Source organism: Marinobacter sp. 1_MG-2023 (assembly GCF_030549045.1).
Lineage (GTDB): Bacteria > Pseudomonadota > Gammaproteobacteria > Pseudomonadales > Oleiphilaceae > Marinobacter.
In genome coordinates this window covers 1,101,267-1,123,021 of record NZ_JAUOST010000001.1, presented here as the reverse complement: position 1 = coordinate 1,123,021, position 21,755 = coordinate 1,101,267, and the positions used below count along the sequence as shown (strand labels likewise).

At 54.5% G+C, this 21,755-nt stretch carries 17 protein-coding genes; 7 read left to right on the top strand and 10 right to left on the bottom strand.

What is annotated here, in order from left to right; genetic code table 11:
• Positions 1–154 precede the first annotated feature (154 nt).
• Positions 155–2,248: a catalase gene (locus Q4606_RS05170; RefSeq protein ID WP_303606867.1), complete on the top strand. Its 2,094-nt coding sequence runs from the start codon at positions 155–157 to the stop codon at positions 2,246–2,248.
• A gap of 54 nt (positions 2,249–2,302) precedes the next feature.
• On the opposite strand, the gene Q4606_RS05165 is transcribed toward Q4606_RS05170, so the two are convergent.
• The 3 genes from Q4606_RS05165 to Q4606_RS05155 are packed head-to-tail and all read right to left on the bottom strand — an operon-like array spanning position 2,303 to position 5,292.
• Entirely contained in the window at positions 2,303–3,106 is an 804-nt protein-coding gene (locus Q4606_RS05165; RefSeq protein WP_303596252.1) for a mechanosensitive ion channel family protein, read from the bottom strand.
• Between the two features lie 8 nt (positions 3,107–3,114).
• Positions 3,115–4,407 (bottom strand): hypothetical protein, encoded by a 1,293-nt coding sequence (locus Q4606_RS05160; RefSeq protein ID WP_303606866.1) that lies wholly within the window; start codon positions 4,405–4,407, stop codon positions 3,115–3,117.
• Positions 4,408–4,440: 33 nt separating this feature from the next.
• Positions 4,441–5,292, bottom strand: coding sequence for a 23S rRNA (adenine(2030)-N(6))-methyltransferase RlmJ (locus tag Q4606_RS05155; RefSeq protein ID WP_303606865.1), 852 nt, complete (start codon positions 5,290–5,292; stop codon positions 4,441–4,443).
• Between the two features lie 485 nt (positions 5,293–5,777).
• Here Q4606_RS05155 and Q4606_RS05150 point away from each other — a divergent pair, with 485 nt between their 5' ends.
• From Q4606_RS05150 to Q4606_RS05130, 5 genes are all read left to right on the top strand, one after another.
• On the top strand, positions 5,778–7,076 hold the full coding sequence (locus Q4606_RS05150; protein WP_303596255.1) for an imelysin family protein: 1,299 nt from the start codon (positions 5,778–5,780) through the stop codon (positions 7,074–7,076).
• Between the two features lie 153 nt (positions 7,077–7,229).
• A complete protein-coding gene (locus tag Q4606_RS05145; protein WP_303607015.1) occupies positions 7,230–8,627 on the top strand; it encodes a di-heme oxidoredictase family protein in 1,398 nt (465 codons plus the stop codon).
• 12 nt (positions 8,628–8,639) lie between these two features.
• A complete protein-coding gene (locus Q4606_RS05140; protein WP_303606864.1) occupies positions 8,640–9,680 on the top strand; it encodes an imelysin family protein in 1,041 nt (346 codons plus the stop codon).
• A gap of 9 nt (positions 9,681–9,689) precedes the next feature.
• The gene (locus Q4606_RS05135) at positions 9,690–10,790 is read left to right on the top strand and encodes a DUF1513 domain-containing protein (protein WP_303606863.1); all 1,101 of its coding nucleotides are present in this window, start codon (positions 9,690–9,692) and stop codon (positions 10,788–10,790) included.
• Between the two features lie 183 nt (positions 10,791–10,973).
• Positions 10,974–12,245 carry an MFS transporter gene (locus tag Q4606_RS05130; protein WP_303607014.1) on the top strand — a complete coding sequence of 424 codons (1,272 nt, stop codon included), beginning with the start codon at positions 10,974–10,976 and terminating at the stop codon, positions 12,243–12,245.
• A 24-nt stretch (positions 12,246–12,269) separates the two neighbouring features.
• Here the strand turns inward: Q4606_RS05130 and Q4606_RS05125 are convergent, their stop codons facing one another.
• The 5 genes from Q4606_RS05125 to Q4606_RS05105 form a co-directional block, all read right to left on the bottom strand.
• A complete protein-coding gene (locus tag Q4606_RS05125) occupies positions 12,270–12,641 on the bottom strand; it encodes a hypothetical protein (RefSeq protein ID WP_303596258.1) in 372 nt (123 codons plus the stop codon).
• A 71-nt stretch (positions 12,642–12,712) separates the two neighbouring features.
• Positions 12,713–14,353 carry a methyl-accepting chemotaxis protein gene (locus tag Q4606_RS05120; protein ID WP_303596259.1) on the bottom strand — a complete coding sequence of 547 codons (1,641 nt, stop codon included), beginning with the start codon at positions 14,351–14,353 and terminating at the stop codon, positions 12,713–12,715.
• Positions 14,354–14,580: 227 nt separating this feature from the next.
• Positions 14,581–16,620, bottom strand: coding sequence for a PhoX family phosphatase (locus Q4606_RS05115; RefSeq protein ID WP_303596260.1), 2,040 nt, complete (start codon positions 16,618–16,620; stop codon positions 14,581–14,583).
• A gap of 229 nt (positions 16,621–16,849) precedes the next feature.
• Positions 16,850–17,143, bottom strand: coding sequence for a hypothetical protein (locus Q4606_RS05110; protein ID WP_303596261.1), 294 nt, complete (start codon positions 17,141–17,143; stop codon positions 16,850–16,852).
• Positions 17,144–17,233: 90 nt separating this feature from the next.
• On the bottom strand, positions 17,234–17,491 hold the full coding sequence (locus tag Q4606_RS05105) for a hypothetical protein (protein WP_303596262.1): 258 nt from the start codon (positions 17,489–17,491) through the stop codon (positions 17,234–17,236).
• Between the two features lie 180 nt (positions 17,492–17,671).
• Here Q4606_RS05105 and Q4606_RS05100 point away from each other — a divergent pair, with 180 nt between their 5' ends.
• Positions 17,672–18,967 carry an alkane 1-monooxygenase gene (locus Q4606_RS05100; protein WP_303606862.1) on the top strand — a complete coding sequence of 432 codons (1,296 nt, stop codon included), beginning with the start codon at positions 17,672–17,674 and terminating at the stop codon, positions 18,965–18,967.
• A 179-nt stretch (positions 18,968–19,146) separates the two neighbouring features.
• Here Q4606_RS05100 and Q4606_RS05095 read toward each other — a convergent pair whose 3' ends face one another.
• Positions 19,147–19,926: a crotonase/enoyl-CoA hydratase family protein gene (locus Q4606_RS05095; RefSeq protein WP_303596264.1), complete on the bottom strand. Its 780-nt coding sequence runs from the start codon at positions 19,924–19,926 to the stop codon at positions 19,147–19,149.
• Complete coding sequence (locus Q4606_RS05090; protein WP_303596265.1) at positions 19,926–21,728, bottom strand: acyl-CoA dehydrogenase; 1,803 nt, start codon at positions 21,726–21,728, stop codon at positions 19,926–19,928. The genes Q4606_RS05095 and Q4606_RS05090 overlap by 1 nt, the downstream gene beginning before the upstream one ends.
• Positions 21,729–21,755: the final 27 nt, after the last annotated feature.

The window sequence follows — 21,755 nt, the reverse complement described above, 5'->3', positions numbered from 1 at the left end:
GCGCACTCCGCCAACATAATTAACAATCTTTGCGACTGCCTTCAACGCGCAAATAATGACAGCAGCCTTAAGAATTATTCACAACCGCTCCTTCCAGCATTATTCACACTAGACTAACTCCGGTAACTGTCGATATCGCGAAAGGAGACATTCTATGACTCATAATTCCGATCATCCAAAACACTCCGCCGCTAAGGGCGGTGAGTGGCATCAGCTTTCTGACAAAACGCACCCGACGCTTACAACCCAACAGGGCGTACCCATTGCCGACGACCAAAACTCTCTACGCGCCGGAGCTAGAGGACCGGGGCTGCTTGAAGATCAGGTCATGCGGGAGAAGATCTTCCATTTCGATCACGAGCGGATTCCGGAGCGGGTTGTTCATGCCCGCGGCGTTGGTTTCCATGGCTACTTTGAGAACTATAAAAACCAATCGGAGCTCACGACAGCAGATCTGTTTCAGCGCCCTGGCGAACAGACCCCCGTCTTCGTAAGGTTTTCAACCGTCGCGGGAAATAAAGGCTCCGCCGACCTGCCTCGTGATGTCCGTGGGTTTGCGACCAAATTCTATACCCAACAAGGCAACTGGGACCTGGTAGGCAATAACATTCCGGTCTTCTTTATTCAGGACGCAATGAAGTTTCCGGATCTGGTCCACGCCGTAAAGGAAGCACCGGATCGCGGTTTTCCGCAAGCCCAATCCGCCCACGACAATTTTTGGGATTTTGTCAGCCTGATGCCCGAAAGTACTCATATGCTGATGTGGGCCATGTCCGACCGGGCAATACCCCGCTCTCCCCGATTTATGGAAGGCTTCGGCGTACACAGCTTCCGCTTTATTAATGCTCGGGGGGAGTCGCGCTTCGTGAAGTTTCACTGGAAACCGAAACTGGGGCTTCAATCAGTTGTCTGGAACGAAGCTGTGAAGATCAACGGTGCAGATCCCGACTTTCATCGCCGGGACATGTGGGAGGCCATCCAACGCGGCGATTACCCTGAATGGGAATTAGGGGTACAGATTTTTGACGACGCCTTTGCGGACGAGTTCGAGTTCGACATATTAGATCCCACAAAACTTATTCCGGAGGAACAGGTTCCGGTAACACCACTTGGCAAAATGGTGTTGAACCGCGTGGTCGATAATTTTTTTGCTGAAACGGAGCAAGTTGCCTTCTGCACGCAAAATATCGTCCCAGGTATGGATCATTCAAATGACCCTCTCCTTCAGGGCCGCAACTTCTCCTATCTGGATACCCAGACCAAACGCCTGGGCGGGCCAAACTTTACGCACATTCCGATAAATGCACCCAAATGCCCGATGCATCACTTTCAGCAAGATGGCCACATGGCGATGACCAACCCCAGAGGCCGGGCAAATTACGAACCCAACAGCTGGGATGACAACCCAGGGCCCCGGGAAAACCCTGAGCTAGGGTTTCAGAGCTTTCCTGAGGAGATATCTGGCACCAAAGTGCGCGAGAGATCCCCCACTTTTGCCGATCACTATAGCCAGGCGTGGCAGTTCTATATCAGTCAGACCGAAACGGAGCAAAATCATATTGCCGATGCGTTCGTATTCGAGTTGAGCAAGGTGGAGAGGGAGGATATACGTAACAGGATGGTGAGCCACTTGTTAAACGTGGATGACACCCTTGCCAACAAAGTTGCCGACGGACTCGGGCTGGAATCGCTGCCAGACGCAGCTGCCGCCGCGGTAGAGCCGAGAAAAGACCTTGCCCCCTCTGACGCCCTGAGCATTTTAAAGAGCGGACCCTCGAGTTTTGCTGGCCGCAAGCTTGGAGTGTTTGTCAGTGAAGGCACGGATGCAAAGATCTTCGATGCCCTGAAGGCTGCAGTAGAGCATGAGGGCGCAGTGCTTGCTGTAATTGCGCCGGTCATTGGTGGCGTAACCGATAGCAGTGGCCGAAAAATCAGCGCGAACGAGAAAATTGATGGAGGACCGTCTGTGCTTTTCGATGCCGTCGCTCTCTTGCCTGGCGACAAGGGCATTCAAAAACTCGCACGCCACAGCCCGGTTCGCGATTTCATCAGTGATGCTTTTGCCCACTGCAAGTTCATTGGCTATAACACAGCCGCTGAGCCTTTACTGGAAAGCGCTGGCCTTGCTGAGAGTAAAGATGACGGATGCATAGAGATCGATATCATCGAGGACTCTTGTGCACGTTTCATCGAACGCTGCCGTGATTTACGTTACTGGCCACGTGAAGATGCAGTTAACAAAGTATGAAAACCTGACACTCAGGGCGAAGTGATTAAAGTTGGCCGGGTTTCGCGGCCAACTTTAATCTACAGCGACCGGCACCGAGACAAACTTGACGCCCTGGCGCGCCAATTCAGCAGAACCACGTGCCGTAAGTTCGGAGATAAACTGAAACTGCTCTTTAGGGGCGAACGGGTAAGCCTTCAATCGATAATGCATACCCCACGGCTTGTTGAATACAATCACGACCACAGGCTGCCAGGTTTTTGTTCTCGGGCTAGTAAAAGCCACATCTCTGAGCAACTCACGCACCCGGCCGACATCATGGTTCGACTCAAGATGAAAATCGGCCACGCACATCAAGTTGTCGGTGCCATCGTTACCGTTGGCAATCAATGAGTTCCACAATTTGTTATGAGGGATAATCACAACCGTGTCATCCGGAGTAACAATCTCCGCCGCACGCGTTCCTATGGCCCGCACTTCACCGTACTGCCCGTCTACCTCAATCCAATCACCTGGCCGGTAAGGCATCTCATAGAGGGTCACAATGCCAGCGATCAGGCTGTTCGCATAATCCTTGAAAGCAAAGCCCAGAGCCAACGCCAGGGCGCCAAAAATAGCCACCATATTTTCAAACGATGGCTCCACCAGAATCGGAACCACGACCACAATCGTGGCGAGAATGATTAACAGCCGAAGCAGTGGCACAGACGCCAGCAGGTAAAGGCGCGCCTTGCCACCCAGCTTTTGCGCAACCCGCGGAAGCACCTTCTGAATCGCTACGGTTAACAGGGAGGCGAGAGCAATAACAAGCACAGCCTCCAACAGCGCCTGCCCGGTTATGGAGGCAAAGGCGTCCTTGATACCAAGGTCATCGATCATGGTCGCTCCTAAAACTGATCAAGCGGGAATCCCCAACTCTGCAGGTGGCGCCTGACCGTGGGATACCCGATGGGTGTTACTCGCCAGCGCTCGCCGGGCTGTTCACAGATCACCAGTTCAGCACGCTTCAACCGTGACAGCACCAGGCTCAGCTCATAGGCGGAAACACCAGTGACCACCTCCAAAGAGGCTATATCGAGGCTGTTGTGCAGCAACAACCCATGCAGCACGAAACCGGTGACACTCTCCTTGCTCTGCGGCATGGTCGGAAGGCTCAACCGCTCCAGCGGCACAACCCAGCAGTCCGCCGCCCGGCTTTGTTTCTCCGACATTTCGCCGTCACCTTCCAGCTTGGCGTCATCATCTGGCTGTGCACGCAAGGATCTCTGCCAGATGGCCAGGGCCACGCCGGGATTGCCGCGAGATGTCGCCGCCAGGTCACGCAAAAAATTACTGTATTTGCGCTTCTTACTTCTCTTCTTTTTTTCAATATCATCTGGCTCAGGCTGGGGCAGCACGTAATGACCATCACCGGTCATCCTTACGACCACCGACGATTTTCTGCCTTTCGAAGCCAGATAAGTAAACCAGACACCCAATCGCTCAGAGTTCATTGGCGCAGGCGTCCAGGGTGACATTTGGGCGTTTTCAAGATAGTGCCCCCAATATCGCCAACACCAACTTGAGCACCCCACAATACCTGCACCCGCATTGCCATTTGCGATCCTGCGAAACAGCTCCTTGACCAAGGCCAGACCTGAAAGACGTCTCAACCAGAATTCTGCAAGCTCAGTGATTACCCAGGGGCGAGACAAATCCTGGTTGTCCCACCATTCACTGGCTTCCTGATCGCTGAACGCCAAGGTCTCAGGCGGCGCAATAATAGTCCATTCGCCAGTCCCACCAGGGATAAAGCCCGACGGCCCAGACTCAGAAAAACAAGCTAGCGACTGCTGCACTCCAGAAAAAGGCGGCGCCACCAGGCAGACAACTTCGCGGCTGAGCGCGCCTTCGGAGCGTGCGTGATCAAGACTGGAGGCAATAACGACCGCCTGGCGTGCATAATCCGGCTCCGGGGCGAGCCGATGTTGCTGGGCGATGGAAAGTTCGGGTAGGTCGTCCATGCTCTCAAAAGGCTCTTCGGCCTGAGACACACCGGCCCGCAGCTGTGTAAGTGCATGGCTAATTGCATCTTTTAGCGAACGCCGCACAGAGGTCTCAGGCAACGCCCACTGCTCAGCAGACATCAAACCACCAGGAAGACACGGGTCAGCATTATTCTCGTTGGTTGTTTCCTTCAAAAACAGCTCCTCCATGGCGAGCGGCTACCCGGTCTACTCAGGCAGCAACCAGCCCTGTTCGTGGGAAAGACCCAGCACAGACTCTCCGGCGATATCCCCAATCATGGCAGAAAATCGTTTATCAAACCCCCAAGGCGGGTTGACCACCAACATGCCGGAACCGGTCATGCCCCGCTCCGGAGGCGTTTTCAGATGGACCTCGCTGCACCACACTTTACTCATCGGGCTGTTTTCCAATGACTGCTTCAACGCAGTATGCAAACCACTGGTAAGAATCGGATACCAGACAAGATAGACCCCATGACGGCATTTTTGCCATGCTTTCTGCAAAGTGGTGGCAACATCAAGATACTCGGATTTGATTTCGTAAGAGGGGTCAATCAACGTGATCAGCCTGGGTTGAGCGGGCGGCAGGTTCCGCAACAGGCCTTTCAAGCCATCTTCATGCAGAACCCGCACACTCTTACCCTGCCCCCGGTCCGCAGCCCAGCCTTCAAGCTGGCCGCTTTCAGAAGGGTGAAGCTCAAACGCCGTCAACGAATCACCCCGGCGCAGGGCATGACGAAGCCAGGCCGGGGAGCCCGGATAAACTGTCAGTGGGCCTTCGCCGGCATTGAAATGCGACAACAGATCCACAACTGGCTGCCAGTCTTCAGAAGTAAAAGCGTTCCGACTGGTCCAGAATTTTTGCACGCCCGAATCCGCTTCTGCAGTTTTCCGTGCGCGCTCACTCTTGAGGTCATAGACGGCGCTACCCGCGTGGGTATCAAAGCAGGCAATGGCAGAGGGCTTCGCCTGCATCATGGAGATGGCAAGCATTAATGCACCGTGCTTTTGCACATCCGCAAAATTCCCGGCGTGAAAAGCGTGAAGATAACTCAACATAAATCAGCTCCCTGTAAACAGGAGCTATTAGGCCCGAGCGCGCACTCGCTGTGCAAGCTAACGCCTGCAAAAGCCTCGCAAAGTGAACAGAAAAATGGGGATTCTGCCGGATGTCAGCCAGAACGGCTCCCACTTGAGGAGGCCTGACCTGAACCACAGCACTCGGGCCGACCCTGCGCAACATTGCCTTTATCGACCGACTTACGGAGCGATTGCCACGCAGAGAACACACTTTTTGAGGAGCCTGCTAGTCGAACCACTGATCCACTCATGCTTTTCTCCAAATTAAGAGCACGTTTGAATCAGAATTTAGCATCACAAATTGTAATTGCAAATGATTATCATTAAAAATTGATATCGAGCAGGTTTTTGTCCTACCTTGGCCCGCGCTAAAGCATGCTTGCGTTAAGACACTTTAACAAACATAATTACGAACGATAATGCCTCCCATTTACATAGCCGCTTCTCAACTTTCGGAGTTCTCAATGAAAGCAATGTTCCGACCAGCCCCTCTGGCACTTACCGTCGCAGCGGTTTTAACCGCTGGTTGCGCCAACACTACCCAGACAGATTCTGCTGCGTCCCAACCAGCCACGAAAGCATCGGTTGTTGAACACTATGCCGATCTTGCACATGCAGGGTACGAAGACGCACTGATCACAGCAAAAACACTGAACAAAGCCACAGACCGTTTACTCGCAAACCCTACAGAGGCCAATTTGCAAGCAGCTAAAGAAGCCTGGCTTGCAGCCCGCGTACCCTATCAGCAAACAGAAGTGTTCCGCTTCGGCAACACGATTGTAGATGACTGGGAAGGCCAGCTGAATGCGTGGCCTCTGGATGAGGGCCTGATCGACTACGTGCAGGCAGACGATTATCAGTATGAGCTGGGCAACGCAGGCGCAACTGCCAATATCATTGGAAGCGACAGCCTCAACGTTGGTGGTGAAACCCTTGATGTAACAAATCTTTCTGCCGAACTCCTTGCCGACCTGAATGAAATTGGCGGCTCGGAAGCCAACGTTGCAACCGGCTACCACGCCATCGAATTTCTGCTATGGGGCCAGGATTTGCACGGCTTTGAGCCTGGCAGTGGCGAACGCCCGGTAACCGACTACGCCACCGGTGCCGACTGCACCAACGGCAACTGCGAACGCCGGGGTGAATACCTCGATGCCGCCACGGACCTTTTGATTTCTGATCTGGAGTGGATGGTCGCACAGTGGGCGCCAGGCGCCTCAGACAACTACCGCAGCCAGCTTGTAAATGCAGACGCCAACGAAGGCGTGCAGAAAATGCTGTTCGGAATGGGTTCTTTGTCGCTGGGAGAGCTCGCTGGCGAACGCATGAAAGTGGCCCTTGAAGCCAACTCCTATGAAGATGAACACGACTGTTTCAGCGACAACACCCACAATTCCCACTATTACAATGGTCAGGGCATCCAGAACGTATACACTGGCACCTATCGGCGCGTAGACGGAAGCCTGGTAACAGGCCCATCGCTGTCTGATCTTGTAAAACAGGGCAATCCCGAGCTGGATGCACGCCTGAATGCACAACTGGATGCTTCAATGAAGGCGCTGGGCGTAATGAAATCCAAGGCCGAATCGAGCCAGAACCCCATGCCATTTGATAGAATGATTGCACCGGGCAACACCAGTGGCGCAACCGTTGTTAATGGCGCAATCATGGCGCTGGTTGAACAGACTGGCTCCATAGAGCAGGCTGCTCGTCAACTGGGCCTTGAGGCTCTGTCGCCAGACGACGCCGGCCACTCTTTCTGACGGGAAATCAGTAGGGTATAGATATCCGGGGGCAAAACTTGCCCCCGGTCATCAAGGAACCGGAACAAGCCATGGAAAGCCTGCTTTGAGATGAGCAGATTTTCCATGGCTTCTTCAATTGTGTGGTAAGAAATAATGAACAGAAACAAATTAATGACTGCATTGCTGCCCTTGCTGCTCGGCTTCGCGTTACCAGTTAATGCCGACACCCATGCTGGCTTTCCGTTGCAGAAGTCACCAGGCACCGGAGGAGAGGGTACTGTGGAGCAGTTTGATACCAACGCCTACTCCCTGCCCCAGAGCAACCTGTCGATGACCAAGCGCCTGGACTTCAGCGTTGGCAACAGCTTCTTCCGCAACCCATGGGTAGAAGCACCATCCAGCACCGTAGCACGGGACGGTTTGGGCCCCCTGTTCAACACCAACTCCTGCCAGGGCTGTCACATAAAAGACGGCCGCGGACACCCCCCCGGAATTGATGAACCGTCGGTATCCTTGTTTCTGCGCCTGGCTGTTCCGGCAGACCCCGACGCTGACGCCGAAATGTTGCTTACCCATGGATTCAAACCTGCGCCTGTCTATGGCAGCCAGTTGCAGACGGCTGCCCTGCCCGGTGCGCAACCAGAGGCAGATTTGGTGTTAACATGGAAAAAATTGACCAAAACTCTGGCTGACGGCACCAAAGTGGAGCTGCGGGAGCCCGTGTACCAGATAGAGAACCCCAATTACGGTCCCTTGCCCGACGGCCTTCTGGTCTCCCCTCGTGTCGCACCACCTATGATCGGCATGGGGCTTCTGGAAACCATTCCAATTACCGATATTGAGGCCCTGGCTGACCCGGAGGACGCAGACGGAGATGGCATTTCCGGCAAACTGAATCAGGTATGGGATCTGGCAACTAACCAGACAAAACCGGGTCGGTTTGGCTGGAAAGCTGCCGAACCAGACGTACACCAACAGAGCATGGGCGCGTTTGCCGGCGATATGGGTCTGACCTCCAGCCTGAAACCCACTACGGATTGCACACCAGAACAGGAATGTGATCGCTTTCCCGACGGCGGCCAACCGGAAGTCAGCGACAAGATCGCAAACTTTGTAACCTTCTATGCCAAGAGTCTGGCTGTGCCGGCACGGCGTAATATGGAAGAGCCATCTGTGCAAAAAGGCGCACAGCTATTTAACGACACCGGGTGCGCCGGATGTCACACTCCCCGGCACACCACAGGAACAGATCCGGAACGGCCAGACTTGAGCAAGCAGACCATCTGGCCCTATTCCGACATGCTTTTACACGACATGGGCCCTGCCCTTGCCGATGGCCGTGATGAGTTTTTGGCCAATGGCAACGAGTGGCGCACACAACCTCTGTGGGGCATTGGTCTGGCCCAGACCGTCAATCCGCAAGCAGGATTCCTGCATGACGGGCGAGCGCGAACCCTGGAAGAAGCCATACTTTGGCATGGTGGTGAAGCCGCACCAGCCGTAGCACGCTTCAGCCAGTTCAGCGCCGACAACCGTCGGGCTCTGCTCGATTTCCTGAACTCACTTTAAAAGGAGCCTGTTATGAAGCGACTGACACTAACGCTTTGCCTCGCCTCAACTCTGGCCACCGCGCCGTTGATGGCTGCGAGCACCAAGAGTACCGATACGGACTATCGAACGCAGTGGCACAGCGACATTCTCACAGGCTACGAGAGCTTGTCGACACAAAGCCAAGCCCTGGCAGAACAGGCCGAGACATATTGCCAGAGCCCAACATCCGAAGGGCTTGAGAAGACCAAACAGGCCTGGCTGGAAGCGTTCCTCGCCTGGCAGCAGGTTCGATTCGTAGACTTTGGCCCTGTAGAGCATGGAAACCGCGCCTGGCAATTCCAGTTCTGGCCGGATCCCAAAAACCTGGTGGCTCGCAAAGCTTCCTACCTGCTGAAAGATAATGCTGCGATCACACCTGAGGCAATCAACGAATCCGGCGTTGCAGTTCAGGGCTTTCCCATGGCTGAGTACCTGTTGTACGACCAGACCTTCAACAGCAGCGAAAGAGCGCTGCCAGTAGACCATACCTGTGAGCTACTGGTGGCCGTAACCCGTCATATCGCTGGTAATGGTGAAACCCTGGCTCATGACTGGAATAGCTTTCAGAGCGACTACCTTGGCAATGACCAGTACACAGACACAACGATTCGTGCTGCCATGGCCGGGCTGGAGATCCTTGAAGAGCGCCGCCTGGCCACCCCTATGGGGTTGCGCGGCAACGGCAAACGCTCGGTATACAGCGCCGATGCATGGCGCAGTGGAGCCAGCCTGATTGCTGCTGACGCGAGCGTTCAAGGGCTTAAAAACCTCTTTCTTCCGGGCTTTTCTATACTCCTCAAAGAGAAGGGGCAAGCCGACCTGGCTGAGGATATAAATCAGCAGTTTAACGAAGTTCTCGAAAACTTCCCGGAACTCGACCGCCCAATGGCTCCATTACTGGCTGACGACAATGCCTTCCGGTCCTTGCAAAGCCTCTATATTGACGTGACTCAGCTAACCGCACTGGTGAACGACAGGGCAGCCGTTGAACTAGGCGTAGTGCGCGGCTTTAATTCCAGCGATGGAGACTGAGACAAAGCCATGCCTGAACTGACCCGCAGAAGCCTGATCAAACTAGCCTTCACAGGCAGCGCCGCGCTCACACTATCCGGTTGCAACATCTTGCCCCGAAAAGCCGGCAGTGACGGCCCGCATCAGTACACAGGTGCGGTTGGCCTGGCCGACGGCAGTTTTGCTGTGAGTGCCATAAAGCCGAATGGGAAAATACTCTGGCAATCTCCTGTACGAACCCGCTGCCACAGCGGCTGTAAACGCCCGGGTACAGCGGAGGTGTTGTTTTTTGAACGACGGCCCGGCTGGGCGTTCTACGCCATCAACAGCAAAACAGGCGAACAGCTCCATCGTATTGAAGCCGCTGAAGGCGAGCATTTCGTGGGCCACGGTGTGTTTTCACCGGACGGTCGATTCCTGTACGCCCCCGCTAATCGCTACGAGCCCGGAGAAGGCATCATCGCGGTTTACGACAGTCATCAGCAGTACCAGCGAGTCAATACCTTTGATCTGAAAGGTATAGGCCCACATCAAATCACACTGCACCCGGATGGCCAGACATTGGTCGTCGGGCTGGGTGGTATTCTCACCCACCCGGATTACGACCGTATCAAGCTCAATCTTGACACCATGGAGCCAGCGCTGATCTTGATGGACAGGCATTCCGGTGAGATTCTTGCCAGATTCCAGCCAACCCATCATCAACTGAGCACGCGGCACGTGGATGTGGCGCCAGATGGCACCATTTATGCCGCCTATCAATATCAGGGAGCGGCCCATGAACTGCCACCGCTGGTAGCAAGATACCGCAACGGGCGCTATGAAGAGATAGCCTTTGATGAGGCCGTTCACCGGGAACTCGGTAATTACATCGCCAGCATAGTCGCACACCCGGAAAACGATCTGGTTGCCATTGCCTCACCGATTGGAGGCACAGCGCTGATCTTTAACAGCCGCACAGGCGCGGTTGTCGAGAAGGCCGCCATCGCAGACTGTGCCGGCGTTGAAGCGCTGGCAGGGGGCGACTTTCTGATATCTTCAGGCCGTGGCAAATTGGTTCGCTTGGGCCAGCGCACGCCCGCCAAAGAAATTGCCAGCTTGCCGGTTCAGTGGGACCATCATCTGGTGTAAAGGAAACGCTGATCTGCATTCCGAGGTTCAGGGGTGCCGGCCCGGCTGGTATCCTTGGCTATCCATTTCCCGGAGGACTGCGGCTTGTCCCAGCAACAGACACCCTTACAGAACAACACTTCGTCACCAGAGCGCGCCCAAACAACCGGCGCACTCGATCGATCGGTTGACCGGCTATACGGCCTGATTGCAAACGAGGAAGATGCCCGAGTCTGCAAAGACATTCCGGCGGAAGCCTGCCAAGTTGTGCCGCGCAACTTTTTTCTGATTCTGGCCGCCAACGTACTGACCAAGCTGGGCGATCTCCTGATTAGCCCCAAAACGGTACTGGCGTGGCTGATGAGTGCCATTGGAGCACCGGCACTGGTGGCCTGGCTTGTCCCCATCCGGGAGTCCGGCTCCATGGTACCCCAGATGATGATTGCAGCCTGGGTTCGCCGCAAACCTGTGCGTAAATGGTTCTGGACCCTCGGCAGTTTTGGTCAGGCGATCAGTGTTACAGCCATGGCTGCGTGCGTCTGGTTTCTTGAAGGCTATATCGCAGGTGGCGGCATCATAGCCGCGCTGGTGGCATTCTCCCTGTCACGGGGCTTCTGCTCTGTCGCCATGAAAGACGTTCAGGGAAAGTGCGTTCCGAAAACCCGGCGAGGCAGGCTTTCAGGCCTTGCGGCCACCATCGGCGGCACGGCGACCGTTATATTAACGGTTTTGCTGTTCCGGGATCAGGGCGATCCGACCCTCGCATTTTACAGCTTGCTACTCTTGCTTGCTGCCGCCCTCTGGATCATTGCAGGTTTTTTGTTTGCTGGTGTGGATGAGTATGAAGGCGAAACCGGCGGCGGTGGCAACGCCCTCAAAGAAGCAATCGATAGCCTGTCGCTTTTGCGCGATGATGTGCCTTTTCGCAACTTCGTTATTACCCGGGCGCTTCTGCTGTGCTCAGCCCTGGCATCTCCTTATTTCGTGGTGTTGGCCCAGAAAGAATCAGAAACGGGCTTGATGCTTGGAGTATTTCTTCTGGCAAGCAGTCTCGCCAGTTCAGTGTCCGCAAGCTTCTGGGGCTGGATGGCTGATTCATCAAGCCGTCGGGTGATGATTCGCGGTGCCGCTATGGCCAGTGCTGTATGCCTTGGTGTCGGGCTGACAGCCATGCTTGCAGGTACAGGGGTAGGCAACGGCTGGTTTTACCCACTCGCCTTCTTCGTGCTCAGCATTGCCCATGCAGGCGTGAGACTGGGTCGAAAAACCTATCTGGTAGATATGGCAGGAGGCAATAAACGTACAGATTACACGGCCGTCAGCAACACTGTTATCGGCTTTTTGCTGCTTGCGACCGGTGGACTAACGGCCCTGCTCTCACTGATATCAAACTCTGCCGTGATTGTCGTGCTCGGATTGATGGGGTTGGCTGGAACCTTCAGTGCCATTCAGCTAAAGGAGGTAACTGACGACTGATTCCCCAGTCGTCAGACTGCCACTTCAGACAGGTGCCTTGCCATCATTCAACGCCAGGGCACCTTTCACGATGCGATAAATAACCCATATCGAAATCCCCAGCAGTATGAGCCACCCGATAATCAGGAAGGTGGTTACAACCCCGATAACTGTCCACAACAACCCTATCCAGAAAGTGCGGATCTGCCACCGAAAATGAGGTTCCACCCAGGTGCCGCGAACATCGTCCTGTTTTACGTAATTGATGATCACGCCAACCAGCCCGGTGATGCCTCCCAGGAAAAAAGACAGGCCTTGAAGAATATAGACCACAACCGCCAGGTTACGAGCGGGGTCGGAGCGACGGGACAGCTCATCCGCCTGTGCGTTGGCAGGAATGAATTCCGAATCAGCCAAGTCGTATCTCCTTTTTCTGCATGAGCCACCAGTTTAACACAGGCTCTGACGGCGCTTTCAGGCTTCGGTAGTCAGTGTTTATCCGGACGATACCCAAGCCGGAACCCGCCCCAGTGTCGGCCATTTACATAGATCGGCACAGAGAGGTCGTGCATGATTTCACCTGTGTCGCGGCGATAGGTTTGCAACAACATCTTCTCTTTGTGGTTACCACAGCGAATAGCCGTGCGATCATTAAACAGGCGTTTGCTTCTGCTGCGCATGAGATCAACTTCTGGCTCGCCAGTGGGCGGGTGGGCGAATTCACGGTTATGAGTGGGTATATAACCATCCGGTGACTGCGCAGCGGCATACACCAGAGAGGGATGTGAATCTTTTACCCGCTCCTGAACAGCAGGTAAATTGTTGTCAGTAAACGAATCAAAGCTGCTTGTATATTTGGGCGGCTGAGTACCCTGGATTGGCGTTCTGGTTTTGTCAAACAGTTTACTTTCAGCCAGCTTGCCATCGCGGATCGCCTTTTCAAGTAACTGGCCGATCTGCACAGCTCCATCACGCGCCTGATCGTAGAAGAACCTGTGGTAACTGGAACCACTGTTCAATGCAAACGCCGCGTTGGCAACTTCCGCAAGCTCCATCAGTGTACTCGCTTGCTCTGCAAGCGACGTAACGCTGTTATCGCTCTCAGAGATCTGATCCCTGACAGTTTCGATAGCTGAGAATACGTGGGTGAGGCTAACCTCGTTAGCCTGATCTATCTCGGCAATGCGCGCCACCTGCTGCTGCACCCGGTCTGACTGATCACGGATCTGATCGAGCCGTTCGCCGACAGTCTCCACAGAAGCAAGCCCCTCCTCGACACTGCGTGCAAGGTCTTCAATACGGGTGACGATCAATGCAGTATCGGAACGAATCTCGTGCAAAGTCTCCGCGACCTCACCCGTAGCTTGAGCGGTGCGACCAGCCAGTTGCCTGACTTCATCCGCAACCACCGCAAAACCGCGACCCTGGTCTCCAGCCCGGGCGGCTTCAATCGCCGCGTTGAGTGCCAGCAGGTTAGTCTGCTCTGCAATACTCTGGATGGTGGTGGTCACACCCTGAATCTTGTTGGACTTCTCGTTCAGCTCCTGGATCAGGCGCAGGTTTTCACCGGATTGCCCATGCACCACCCGTATGCTGTCAATTGCGGTTGTCAGCGCCTCGCGCCCTTCAGTACTGGCATTTCGGTTCTGCAAGGCCATTGCAGCGGCATCGGTAGCTTGCTGAGAGGATTCCCTAACGGTTTCAGTGATCTGGCCGGCGTAATCTGCCATCTGAGCAGTTTCCTGCACCTGAAGATCCAGACGCAGCTTGAGTTGGTCAGCGGCATAAGATACCTGAGCTGCGGAGATTGCATTCCTGTCGGCGCTTCCGGAGAGGGTTTCTGTCAGGGAGCGCCCGGCCTTGGCATCGGATAACAGTTGTTGGCATTGCGACTGGAGCGGATGACCCTCGGCCAGGGAGCCATCATTCAAAGCCTTGAGACCGCGCTCCGCAGGCTCCAACACCCGAACGATCATAAATCCGCTTGCGGTCACCAGGCCGACCACAAGCCCGATCAGGATTGACGCAGGCTCTAATCCTAGCACCATCGCCACCACTGTACAGGCGACAGCAACAATGGCGGCAACTGCCGCCCCCCATAAAATTGAAGTTCGGTCCAGTAACGCCATAAAAACCTCTGCTTTATCGTTGCTTCCGCAATCATTTTGTTATTCAAGGCCACGATGAACTAGAGAAGTCTAAAGAATGAGTATGAATTAATAACCCATACTTTAGGTTAGTTGTTTTGCTTATCGGCAGAGGAAGGTGTTTCTGAAACAAAAAAACCGCAAACCCGACTCACACAATGACCATGTGAGCCGGGTTTACGGTTTTCAGGCAACCTGAAAGCGGAGAATCAGGCTCCCACTACACCATTGTCGTCACGAGTGACAATCACGGTGGCGTCACGAGGGCGATCCTCACTGGCAGTCGGCCAGTTGCCACGTGGATGCTGGATATTCACGAACATGGTTTTGCTGTCCGGAGTGGTTACAACACCGGTTACTTCGCAACCAGACGGGCCCACGAAGAATCGACGGATCTCGCGCGTCTCCGGATGTGCTGCCAGCATCATCTGGTTACCAAAGGTGTCGTTGCTGTAGCCGTCAGTCTGGATCCAGAGCACACCATTGTAATCAAACCAAAGACCGTCCGGGCTGTTGAAGATGTTGTCGTCTGTAAGGGAAACGACCACTTCACCATCGGCAACGGTTTCCATGCCCTGTTCACCGGCAAACACGAAAATATCCCACTCAAAAGTGGTTGCCGTGTGATCGTTACCCGCTTCCGCCCAACGAATAATGTGTCCGTTGCGGTTCTCTACAATCGGGTTCGCAGCGTCAGTTTCCTCGTCAGTCCGCTGGCTGTTATTCGTGAGGGTGAAATACACCTCGCCAGAGTTGGGATCGACAGCGCCCCATTCCGGGCGATCCATCGGAGTCGCGCCGGCAATATCAGCGGCAAGACGAGTATTGACGGATATGTCAGCCTGGCTCTCAAAGCCATCAAACAGAATTCCACTGCGTCCCACTTCTGTACCTTCGGCAGCGGCCACTTTGGCGGCGAAGTCAGCGTCATCCAGTGACAGAGGCAACCATTCGCCAGAACCATCGTCATTGAACCTGGCAACATACAGGGTACCCTCGTCCAACAGCGATCCATTCGCCGTGGCAGCACTATAGGGCTGGGCAGTGACAAACTTGTAGATGTATTCGAATCGGGAATCATCGCCGGAATAGCAGACAACCGGCTGGCCTTCCGTAACAGGCGCAAAGATCACACCTTCGTGGCCAAAACGGCCAAGAGCAGTGCGTTTCTGAGGTTTGCTCTCTGGTGCAAACGGGTCAATCTCGACCATGTAACCGAAGGTGTTGGCCTCGTTCCGGTAGTCAGTCTCGGCTGAGCCTCCGTCGTTTGGAGTCACGTTGAAACGCTTATACTGGTCCAGACCGCTATCCGCCAGCTCCCAATCATAACGTGAACTGCTTCCTACACCGTGGCGAACGTATTCACGGGGACGCTCTGCTGCACTGGTGGCGAAATATCCGTGCCAGTTTTCTTCAGCAGTCAGATAAGTGCCCCAAGGTGTTGGTCCCATGGCGCAATTGTTCAGCGTACCGCGGGTTTCAGTGGCGTTCAGGCTGTACGGTGTTACCAGTTTGCTGTATCCGCGAGCGGGCCCCCGTATATCCATGGCCGTGCCGCCGGTAATACGCCGGTTGTAAGCGCTGCCGAAAACGACGTCCCACTTGCCGTTGCTGTCTTGCTTGATGTGCACGACAGAAACGCCGTGAGCCGCAATTTCCTTGCGAACCTCATCCGCGGGGCGAACGCCACCGTTATCTGCTGAACGAGTCGGACCATTGGCGTGCAAGGCGCCCTGGTTGATGTACTCATGGTTCATCACCAGAAGACCTTCGGTAGAAGAGTTCCCACCACTCTTCTGATCGATCGGGTAGAAATGCAAGCCATCATGATGCATACCTACCTGCTGTTCTTGCTCAGCGCCGGTATTGGTGCCGTCGGCACGGTATTCGGGGTAGGAGCCTGTAATCGGAGTTCCCCAGGGAAGGAAAGTCTCGGAGCTGTAGCCCTCAGGAACAACTACACTGTTTTCGCTGGAAACCGGAACCGCCTTGAAGCCCAGCTCGGGTGTCTGTGAGCTATTGCCTGAAGTTGACCCAGAGCTATCGCTGTCACTATCGCTATCACTTCCACAACCAGCAAGACTAACGCCCATAAGGCTAGCCAGCGCAGCACCCACGCTACCTTTCATAACAGTGCGTCGCTGCATGCGAGCCGCAAGAATTTCATTGAAAGGGGTATTGCCAGAGTGGTTAACTACCGGCTCGTAGTTGGGGTCCAGATAATTTGAATCAAGGTCGTGCTTAGCCATTTTTTATCTCTCTCTCGATGCGAATCAAACGGGTAAAACCGAAAGGGCAGTGTCGGAGAGAAGCATGACAATGTGGAGACAACTAAAAGACAGGGTTATTAAGGCTTTATGACAGCGCAAAGTTCACTCTGCTCTATACGGAGATAGTACCCGCGAAGAGCTAAAAACAAAAAAGGCGGCCTGAAAATTCATGGCCGCCCTCATACTCAAGGAAAGAGACTATATAACCTTATTGGGTTATTTCGTCATAACCTTCTTCCATAGCGTCGCCTGCGTCGTCTGCGGCGTCACCGATTTCTTCACCAGCGTTTTCGGCACCTTCTTCCATTTCGCCCATTACGCCTTCATCCTGACCAGTGGCCTCCTCGTAAGTCTCTTCAACCGAGTTGCCAGCATCGTCCACCATTTCTTCAGCGTTGTCAGCGGCCTGATCAAAATCAGCTCCCTCATTATCCTCGGAGCTGCAAGCAGCAAGACCCAAAGTCAAAAACATAAGAAGCGCGCTGAGAGTAAATTTATTCATAACATGTCCCTCTGTCGGTAAACGTTTGTAACCCTGCACAGGGTACGGCCATGTCCTGCACCATACAATTACCTACCGGTTACCCTTTGTTTAATCAACCGAGCCAGAGATCTGGCCACCGTCAAGCATGAGGACCCGCTCGAATGGCAACATGGTACCTCGACCAAGAAGAATAAAATCCTGCCCTGCACGGCTGAAAATATCCCGCACGACATCATGAACAGCGCAGACCTGCCCTGCGCTATCACGGTATACAATTTCAACAAGCCGCGCATGAGACACGTATTCCTGAAGCCTGTTTAAAACCTCCCCAGGCGCGGCAGAAGGCAAAGCGCTGGAAGCTGTCATAACCGTCCATCCCTGTTTTTATCTTTTTTGTGCTGAAAGTCTGGTCCAGATTTGCGGACTCCGCCAATTAATTGCTTTTTGTCATTTCGAGCCAACCTCCAAAGCCGTCACTTATAATTGTTGTATTGTCAGATTGTCCGACATAAATTTGAAGTGCACGCACAACAATGGAGAGACGCCGTGAACGCCAAAACCCGTGACCGTCTGGACCCGCAAACCAAAACAGATGCGGTCGATAGCCTTGCAACGCCTACCCGTCGCATCGAAAAGTGGAAAGATCCAAAACGCTACCTCTGGCTGTTGGGGCCGGCCTTACCCGGCATTGGTCTGGCAGCTCTGACAGGTTATGCAGTGGCACCAAAAAAACTCAAAGCCCTCGCCTGGACGGGCCCAACGCTGGTGCACGGTATTATCCCGGCTCTGGATCGGGCCATTGGTGAGGACAAGAGCAATCCGCCGGAATCTGCGGTTGGCCCACTGGAGCAAGACAAGTATTACAGCCGCATAGTAAAGGCATTTATACCCACCCAGTATGCAATGACAGCCCTGGGAGCATGGCTGGCTAGTCGCAAGAACACGCCGGTCGAGGACAAGATCGGTTTGACGCTGACGGTTGGCGCCATCAATGGCGTTGGTATCAACACGGCCCATGAACTGGGGCACAAATCCAACAAGTTCAACAAACTGATGGCTATGGCCGCCCTGGCACCAACGGGCTACACCCACTTTGTTGTCGAGCATAATTTTGGCCACCACAAACGGGTAGCGACCCCGGAAGATCCGGCGAGCAGTCGCATGGGTGAGAGCTTCTGGAAATTTTTACCCCGCACCGTGTTCGGTGGCATGAAATCCTCCGTGAAGATCGAGCGGGCTCGTCTGGCACGGAAGGGAAAAAGCTTCTGGAGCCTCGAAAACGAGCTGTTGCAAGGCTGGGCGATGAGTGCGGGCTTTTTCGGGGCGACAACGCTGGTTTGCGGGCCACGGGCTCTGCCTTTTCTCGCGGCGCAAGCGGTTTATGGCGCCAGCTTGCTGGAGAGCGTGAACTACATTGAGCACTACGGACTACTACGACAGAAAGACGCTAACGGCAAGTATGTGCGAACACAGCCGGAGCACAGCTGGAACAGTAATCATATTGTGACGAATTTGTTCCTGTATCAGCTACAGCGCCATTCCGATCACCACGCCCACCCGCAGCGCAGTTATCAGGCTTTACGTCACTTCGAGAAGGCGCCCCAGCTGCCTGGCGGCTACGCCTCCATGTTAGCGCCTGCTTATGTGCCGCAGTGGTGGTACGAGACTATGGATAAGCGGGTGATTGATCATTACGAAGGCGATCTGAGCAAGATCAACTGGGATCCGGACCGCAAGGCGGAGCTGATGGCGAAGTATGCGGATTACGCGGCTGAAGTGGCTGCCAAGGCTGAGGCTCGCCGGGAGAAAGAGGCTGGTACCGCTTCGGAGAAGGCCGCTTAGTAATAACCATCAAAACTCTTGAGCCTATAGCCTTCAGATTCAGGTGCAGGCCGCCGGTGGGCCAAGGTTCTCAGGACACGCTGTAAATACATCCCTGTACGCTTGACCGCAGCATCCATGCTGCCGACAGCGCTGAGAACCTTGGCCCACCGGCAGCTTGGAGCTTGGTAGGGGCTGCCCTATTTTCCTTTGAAAACTGCACTTCTCCGCTCGAGAAAAGACTGAATACCTTCCTTTACATCCTCGCTAGCCATCACGGGTTGCAGATCCGGGAACAAGCGCTGTTTAGCTGCTTCCTGGCCCTCGCTTACTGCGATTTTGGAGGACTTCAAACTACCCCGCACACCCAGGGGTGCGGCACTTGCGATCTTCTCAGCGATTTCCAGTGCTGCGTTGAATTGCTCACCCGGCTCAACGAGTTCCTGTATCAGGCCCCATTTATATGCCTGGTCAGCAGTCCATTCGTCACCGGTCAGCAGATAACGCTGGGCATTGCCCCACCCGATTTCCCGTTGCAGCCGGATGGTCGCACCACCGCAGGCGAAGATGCCGCGTTTTACTTCCAGTTGCGCGAAGCGAGTGCCTTTGGCCGCTACGCGGATGTCTGTATTCAACATCATTTCGACACCGCAGGTAAAACAAATGCCTTGAGCGGCAAAGACTACCGGTTTGTTGAGGCCGTCTCCGGTTATATGAAACGGATCCAACTCGCCTTCACCCGGTTCTATACCTTTACCCCTGGCGAACACGTCTGCCCAGTCGTCCAGCTGCAAACCGCTGGTGAAGTGGTCGCCCTCCGCGTACATCAGGCCCACTCTTAAATCGTCATCGTGTTCCAGCTGGTAATAAGCCGCAGCGATTTCATGATACATGGCCCGATTCATGGCGTTCATTTTTTCCGGGCGGTTTAATCCAATGAGCAGGATGTGGCCGTTCTTTTTAACATTAACCAAGCCCATCAGAACCACTCCGTCTTCATGTTCAGACAGGTGTCATCCATATTCCGCAACAACACCAAATCCTGCGCCACTGTCGGCAGCTCCCAGTGGAAGAAATACTGAGCCGCCTGCAGCTTGCCCTGATAGAAATTACGTTCCTCGTCACTGTTAGCGGACGCCAGTGCTTGAGCTGCCGCATTGGCTTGGCGCAGCCACATCCAGGCAACAATGATGTGTCCGAACAGGTGCAAATAGCAGGACGCGTTGGCGAGGGTTTTATCCACTTCACCGCTCATCAGGGATTTACCCAGGTTCTGGGTCACTTTCACGGCCTGCTGCAAAGTCTCGCTGAGGGACAGGGCCCATTGCTGGCAACGGTCGGTAGTTGCAGCTTCCAGATCCACCTGCATTTCCTTCATCAGCAGCTGTAAGCCATGGCTTTGGTCCTGCCAGATTTTGCGGCCCAGAAGGTCCAGACCCTGAATACCAGTGGTGCCTTCATGGATCGGGTTCAGGCGATTGTCACGCCAGCACTGCTCCACCGGGTACTCTCGGGTGTAACCGGCGCCGCCGTATACCTGAATAGCCAGATCGTTGGCTTTCGGGCCATGTTCAGAAGGCCAGGTTTTGATAACCGGCGTAAGCAGATCGAGTAATTTTCCAGCTTCCGCGCGTTTCTGTTCGTCCGGGTGGGTGTGCTGGTCGTCCATCAGGCGAGCGCCGTATAGGCAAAGAGCCAAGCCACCTTCACTGTAAGCCTTCTGCGCCAGTAGCATCCGACGTACGTCTGCGTGGTCGATGATGGGTACCTGGGGGCTTTCCGGGTTCTTTTCGGAGGCCTTGCGACCCTGCAACCGGTCTTTGGCGTATTCCAGGCTGTGCATGTAACCGCGATAGCCGATCACCGCGGCCCCAAAACCGACACCAACACGGGCTTCGTTCATCATCTGGAACATGTACTTCAGGCCCTGGTGCGGCTCTCCCACCAGATATCCGTGGCAGGGTGCATCGTCGCCAAAGCTGAGTGCCGTTGAGGTAGTGCCGCGATAACCGAGCTTGTGGATGAGGCCTGCGAGACTGACTCCGTTGCGGTCCGTCGGATTGCCTTCGCTATCTACGCGGAACTTGGGAACGACGAACAGGGAGATACCCTTTACACCAGCCGGAGCGCCTTTGATTTTGGCCAGCACCATGTGAACAATGTTTTCAGTGATGCTCTGTTCACCACCGGAGATATAAATTTTCGCGCCTTTGATCAGGTAATGGCCATCATCCGTTGGCGTGGCGGAAGTACGAATATCTGCCAGCGATGAGCCAGCATGGGGCTCGGTAAGCGCCATGGTTCCGGAATAACGGCCGCTGAGCATGTTAGGAAGAAAGCGGGTTTTCTGTGATTCGTCACCGAAAACCCGAATAAGGTTGGCGGCCGCTGTGGTTAAAAACGGATAGCCAGCCGTGCCCGGATTGGCTGCGGTAAAGAAGCCGTTGCAAGCAGCCATAACCGATTCCGGTAACTGCATACCCCCCAGCTCGTAGTCATAACGCCCTGCGATAAAGCCGGCTTCCGCGTAGGCATCAAAAGCTTCTTTCACTTCCGGCAGCATTTCGACCTGGCCGTTAACGAATTTGGGCTCGTCTTTATCCGCCGCGCTGTTATGGCTCGCAAATTTTTCCCGGGCCATTTTGTCTGCGGTTTCAATAACAGCGTCGAAAGTATCACGATTATGTTCGTTAAAGCGGTCACGGCTGAGCAGGCTTTCGGTATCAAGCACTTCGTAGAGTTGGAACGCCAGATCGCGGCGGTCTATCAGGGTATCGGTCATCTATGCAGCTTCCTGGTGATTGGCTGG

What these genes read in the sequence shown, in the direction of transcription:
- Q4606_RS05170 (WP_303606867.1), top strand. Translation starts at nt 155, where the DNA reads ATGACTCATAATTCCGATCATCCAAAACACTCCGCCGCTAAGGGCGGT.
- Q4606_RS05165 (WP_303596252.1), bottom strand. Translation starts at nt 3,106, where the DNA reads ATGATCGATGACCTTGGTATCAAGGACGCCTTTGCCTCCATAACCGGG.
- Q4606_RS05155 (WP_303606865.1), bottom strand. Translation starts at nt 5,292, where the DNA reads ATGTTGAGTTATCTTCACGCTTTTCACGCCGGGAATTTTGCGGATGTG.
- Q4606_RS05150 (WP_303596255.1), top strand. Translation starts at nt 5,778, where the DNA reads ATGAAAGCAATGTTCCGACCAGCCCCTCTGGCACTTACCGTCGCAGCG.
- Q4606_RS05145 (WP_303607015.1), top strand. Translation starts at nt 7,230, where the DNA reads ATGACTGCATTGCTGCCCTTGCTGCTCGGCTTCGCGTTACCAGTTAAT.
- Q4606_RS05140 (WP_303606864.1), top strand. Translation starts at nt 8,640, where the DNA reads ATGAAGCGACTGACACTAACGCTTTGCCTCGCCTCAACTCTGGCCACC.
- Q4606_RS05135 (WP_303606863.1), top strand. Translation starts at nt 9,690, where the DNA reads ATGCCTGAACTGACCCGCAGAAGCCTGATCAAACTAGCCTTCACAGGC.
- Q4606_RS05120 (WP_303596259.1), bottom strand. Translation starts at nt 14,353, where the DNA reads ATGGCGTTACTGGACCGAACTTCAATTTTATGGGGGGCGGCAGTTGCC.
- Q4606_RS05115 (WP_303596260.1), bottom strand. Translation starts at nt 16,620, where the DNA reads ATGGCTAAGCACGACCTTGATTCAAATTATCTGGACCCCAACTACGAG.
- Q4606_RS05110 (WP_303596261.1), bottom strand. Translation starts at nt 17,143, where the DNA reads ATGAATAAATTTACTCTCAGCGCGCTTCTTATGTTTTTGACTTTGGGT.
- Q4606_RS05105 (WP_303596262.1), bottom strand. Translation starts at nt 17,491, where the DNA reads ATGACAGCTTCCAGCGCTTTGCCTTCTGCCGCGCCTGGGGAGGTTTTA.
- Q4606_RS05095 (WP_303596264.1), bottom strand. Translation starts at nt 19,926, where the DNA reads ATGGGCTTGGTTAATGTTAAAAAGAACGGCCACATCCTGCTCATTGGA.
- Q4606_RS05090 (WP_303596265.1), bottom strand. Translation starts at nt 21,728, where the DNA reads ATGACCGATACCCTGATAGACCGCCGCGATCTGGCGTTCCAACTCTAC.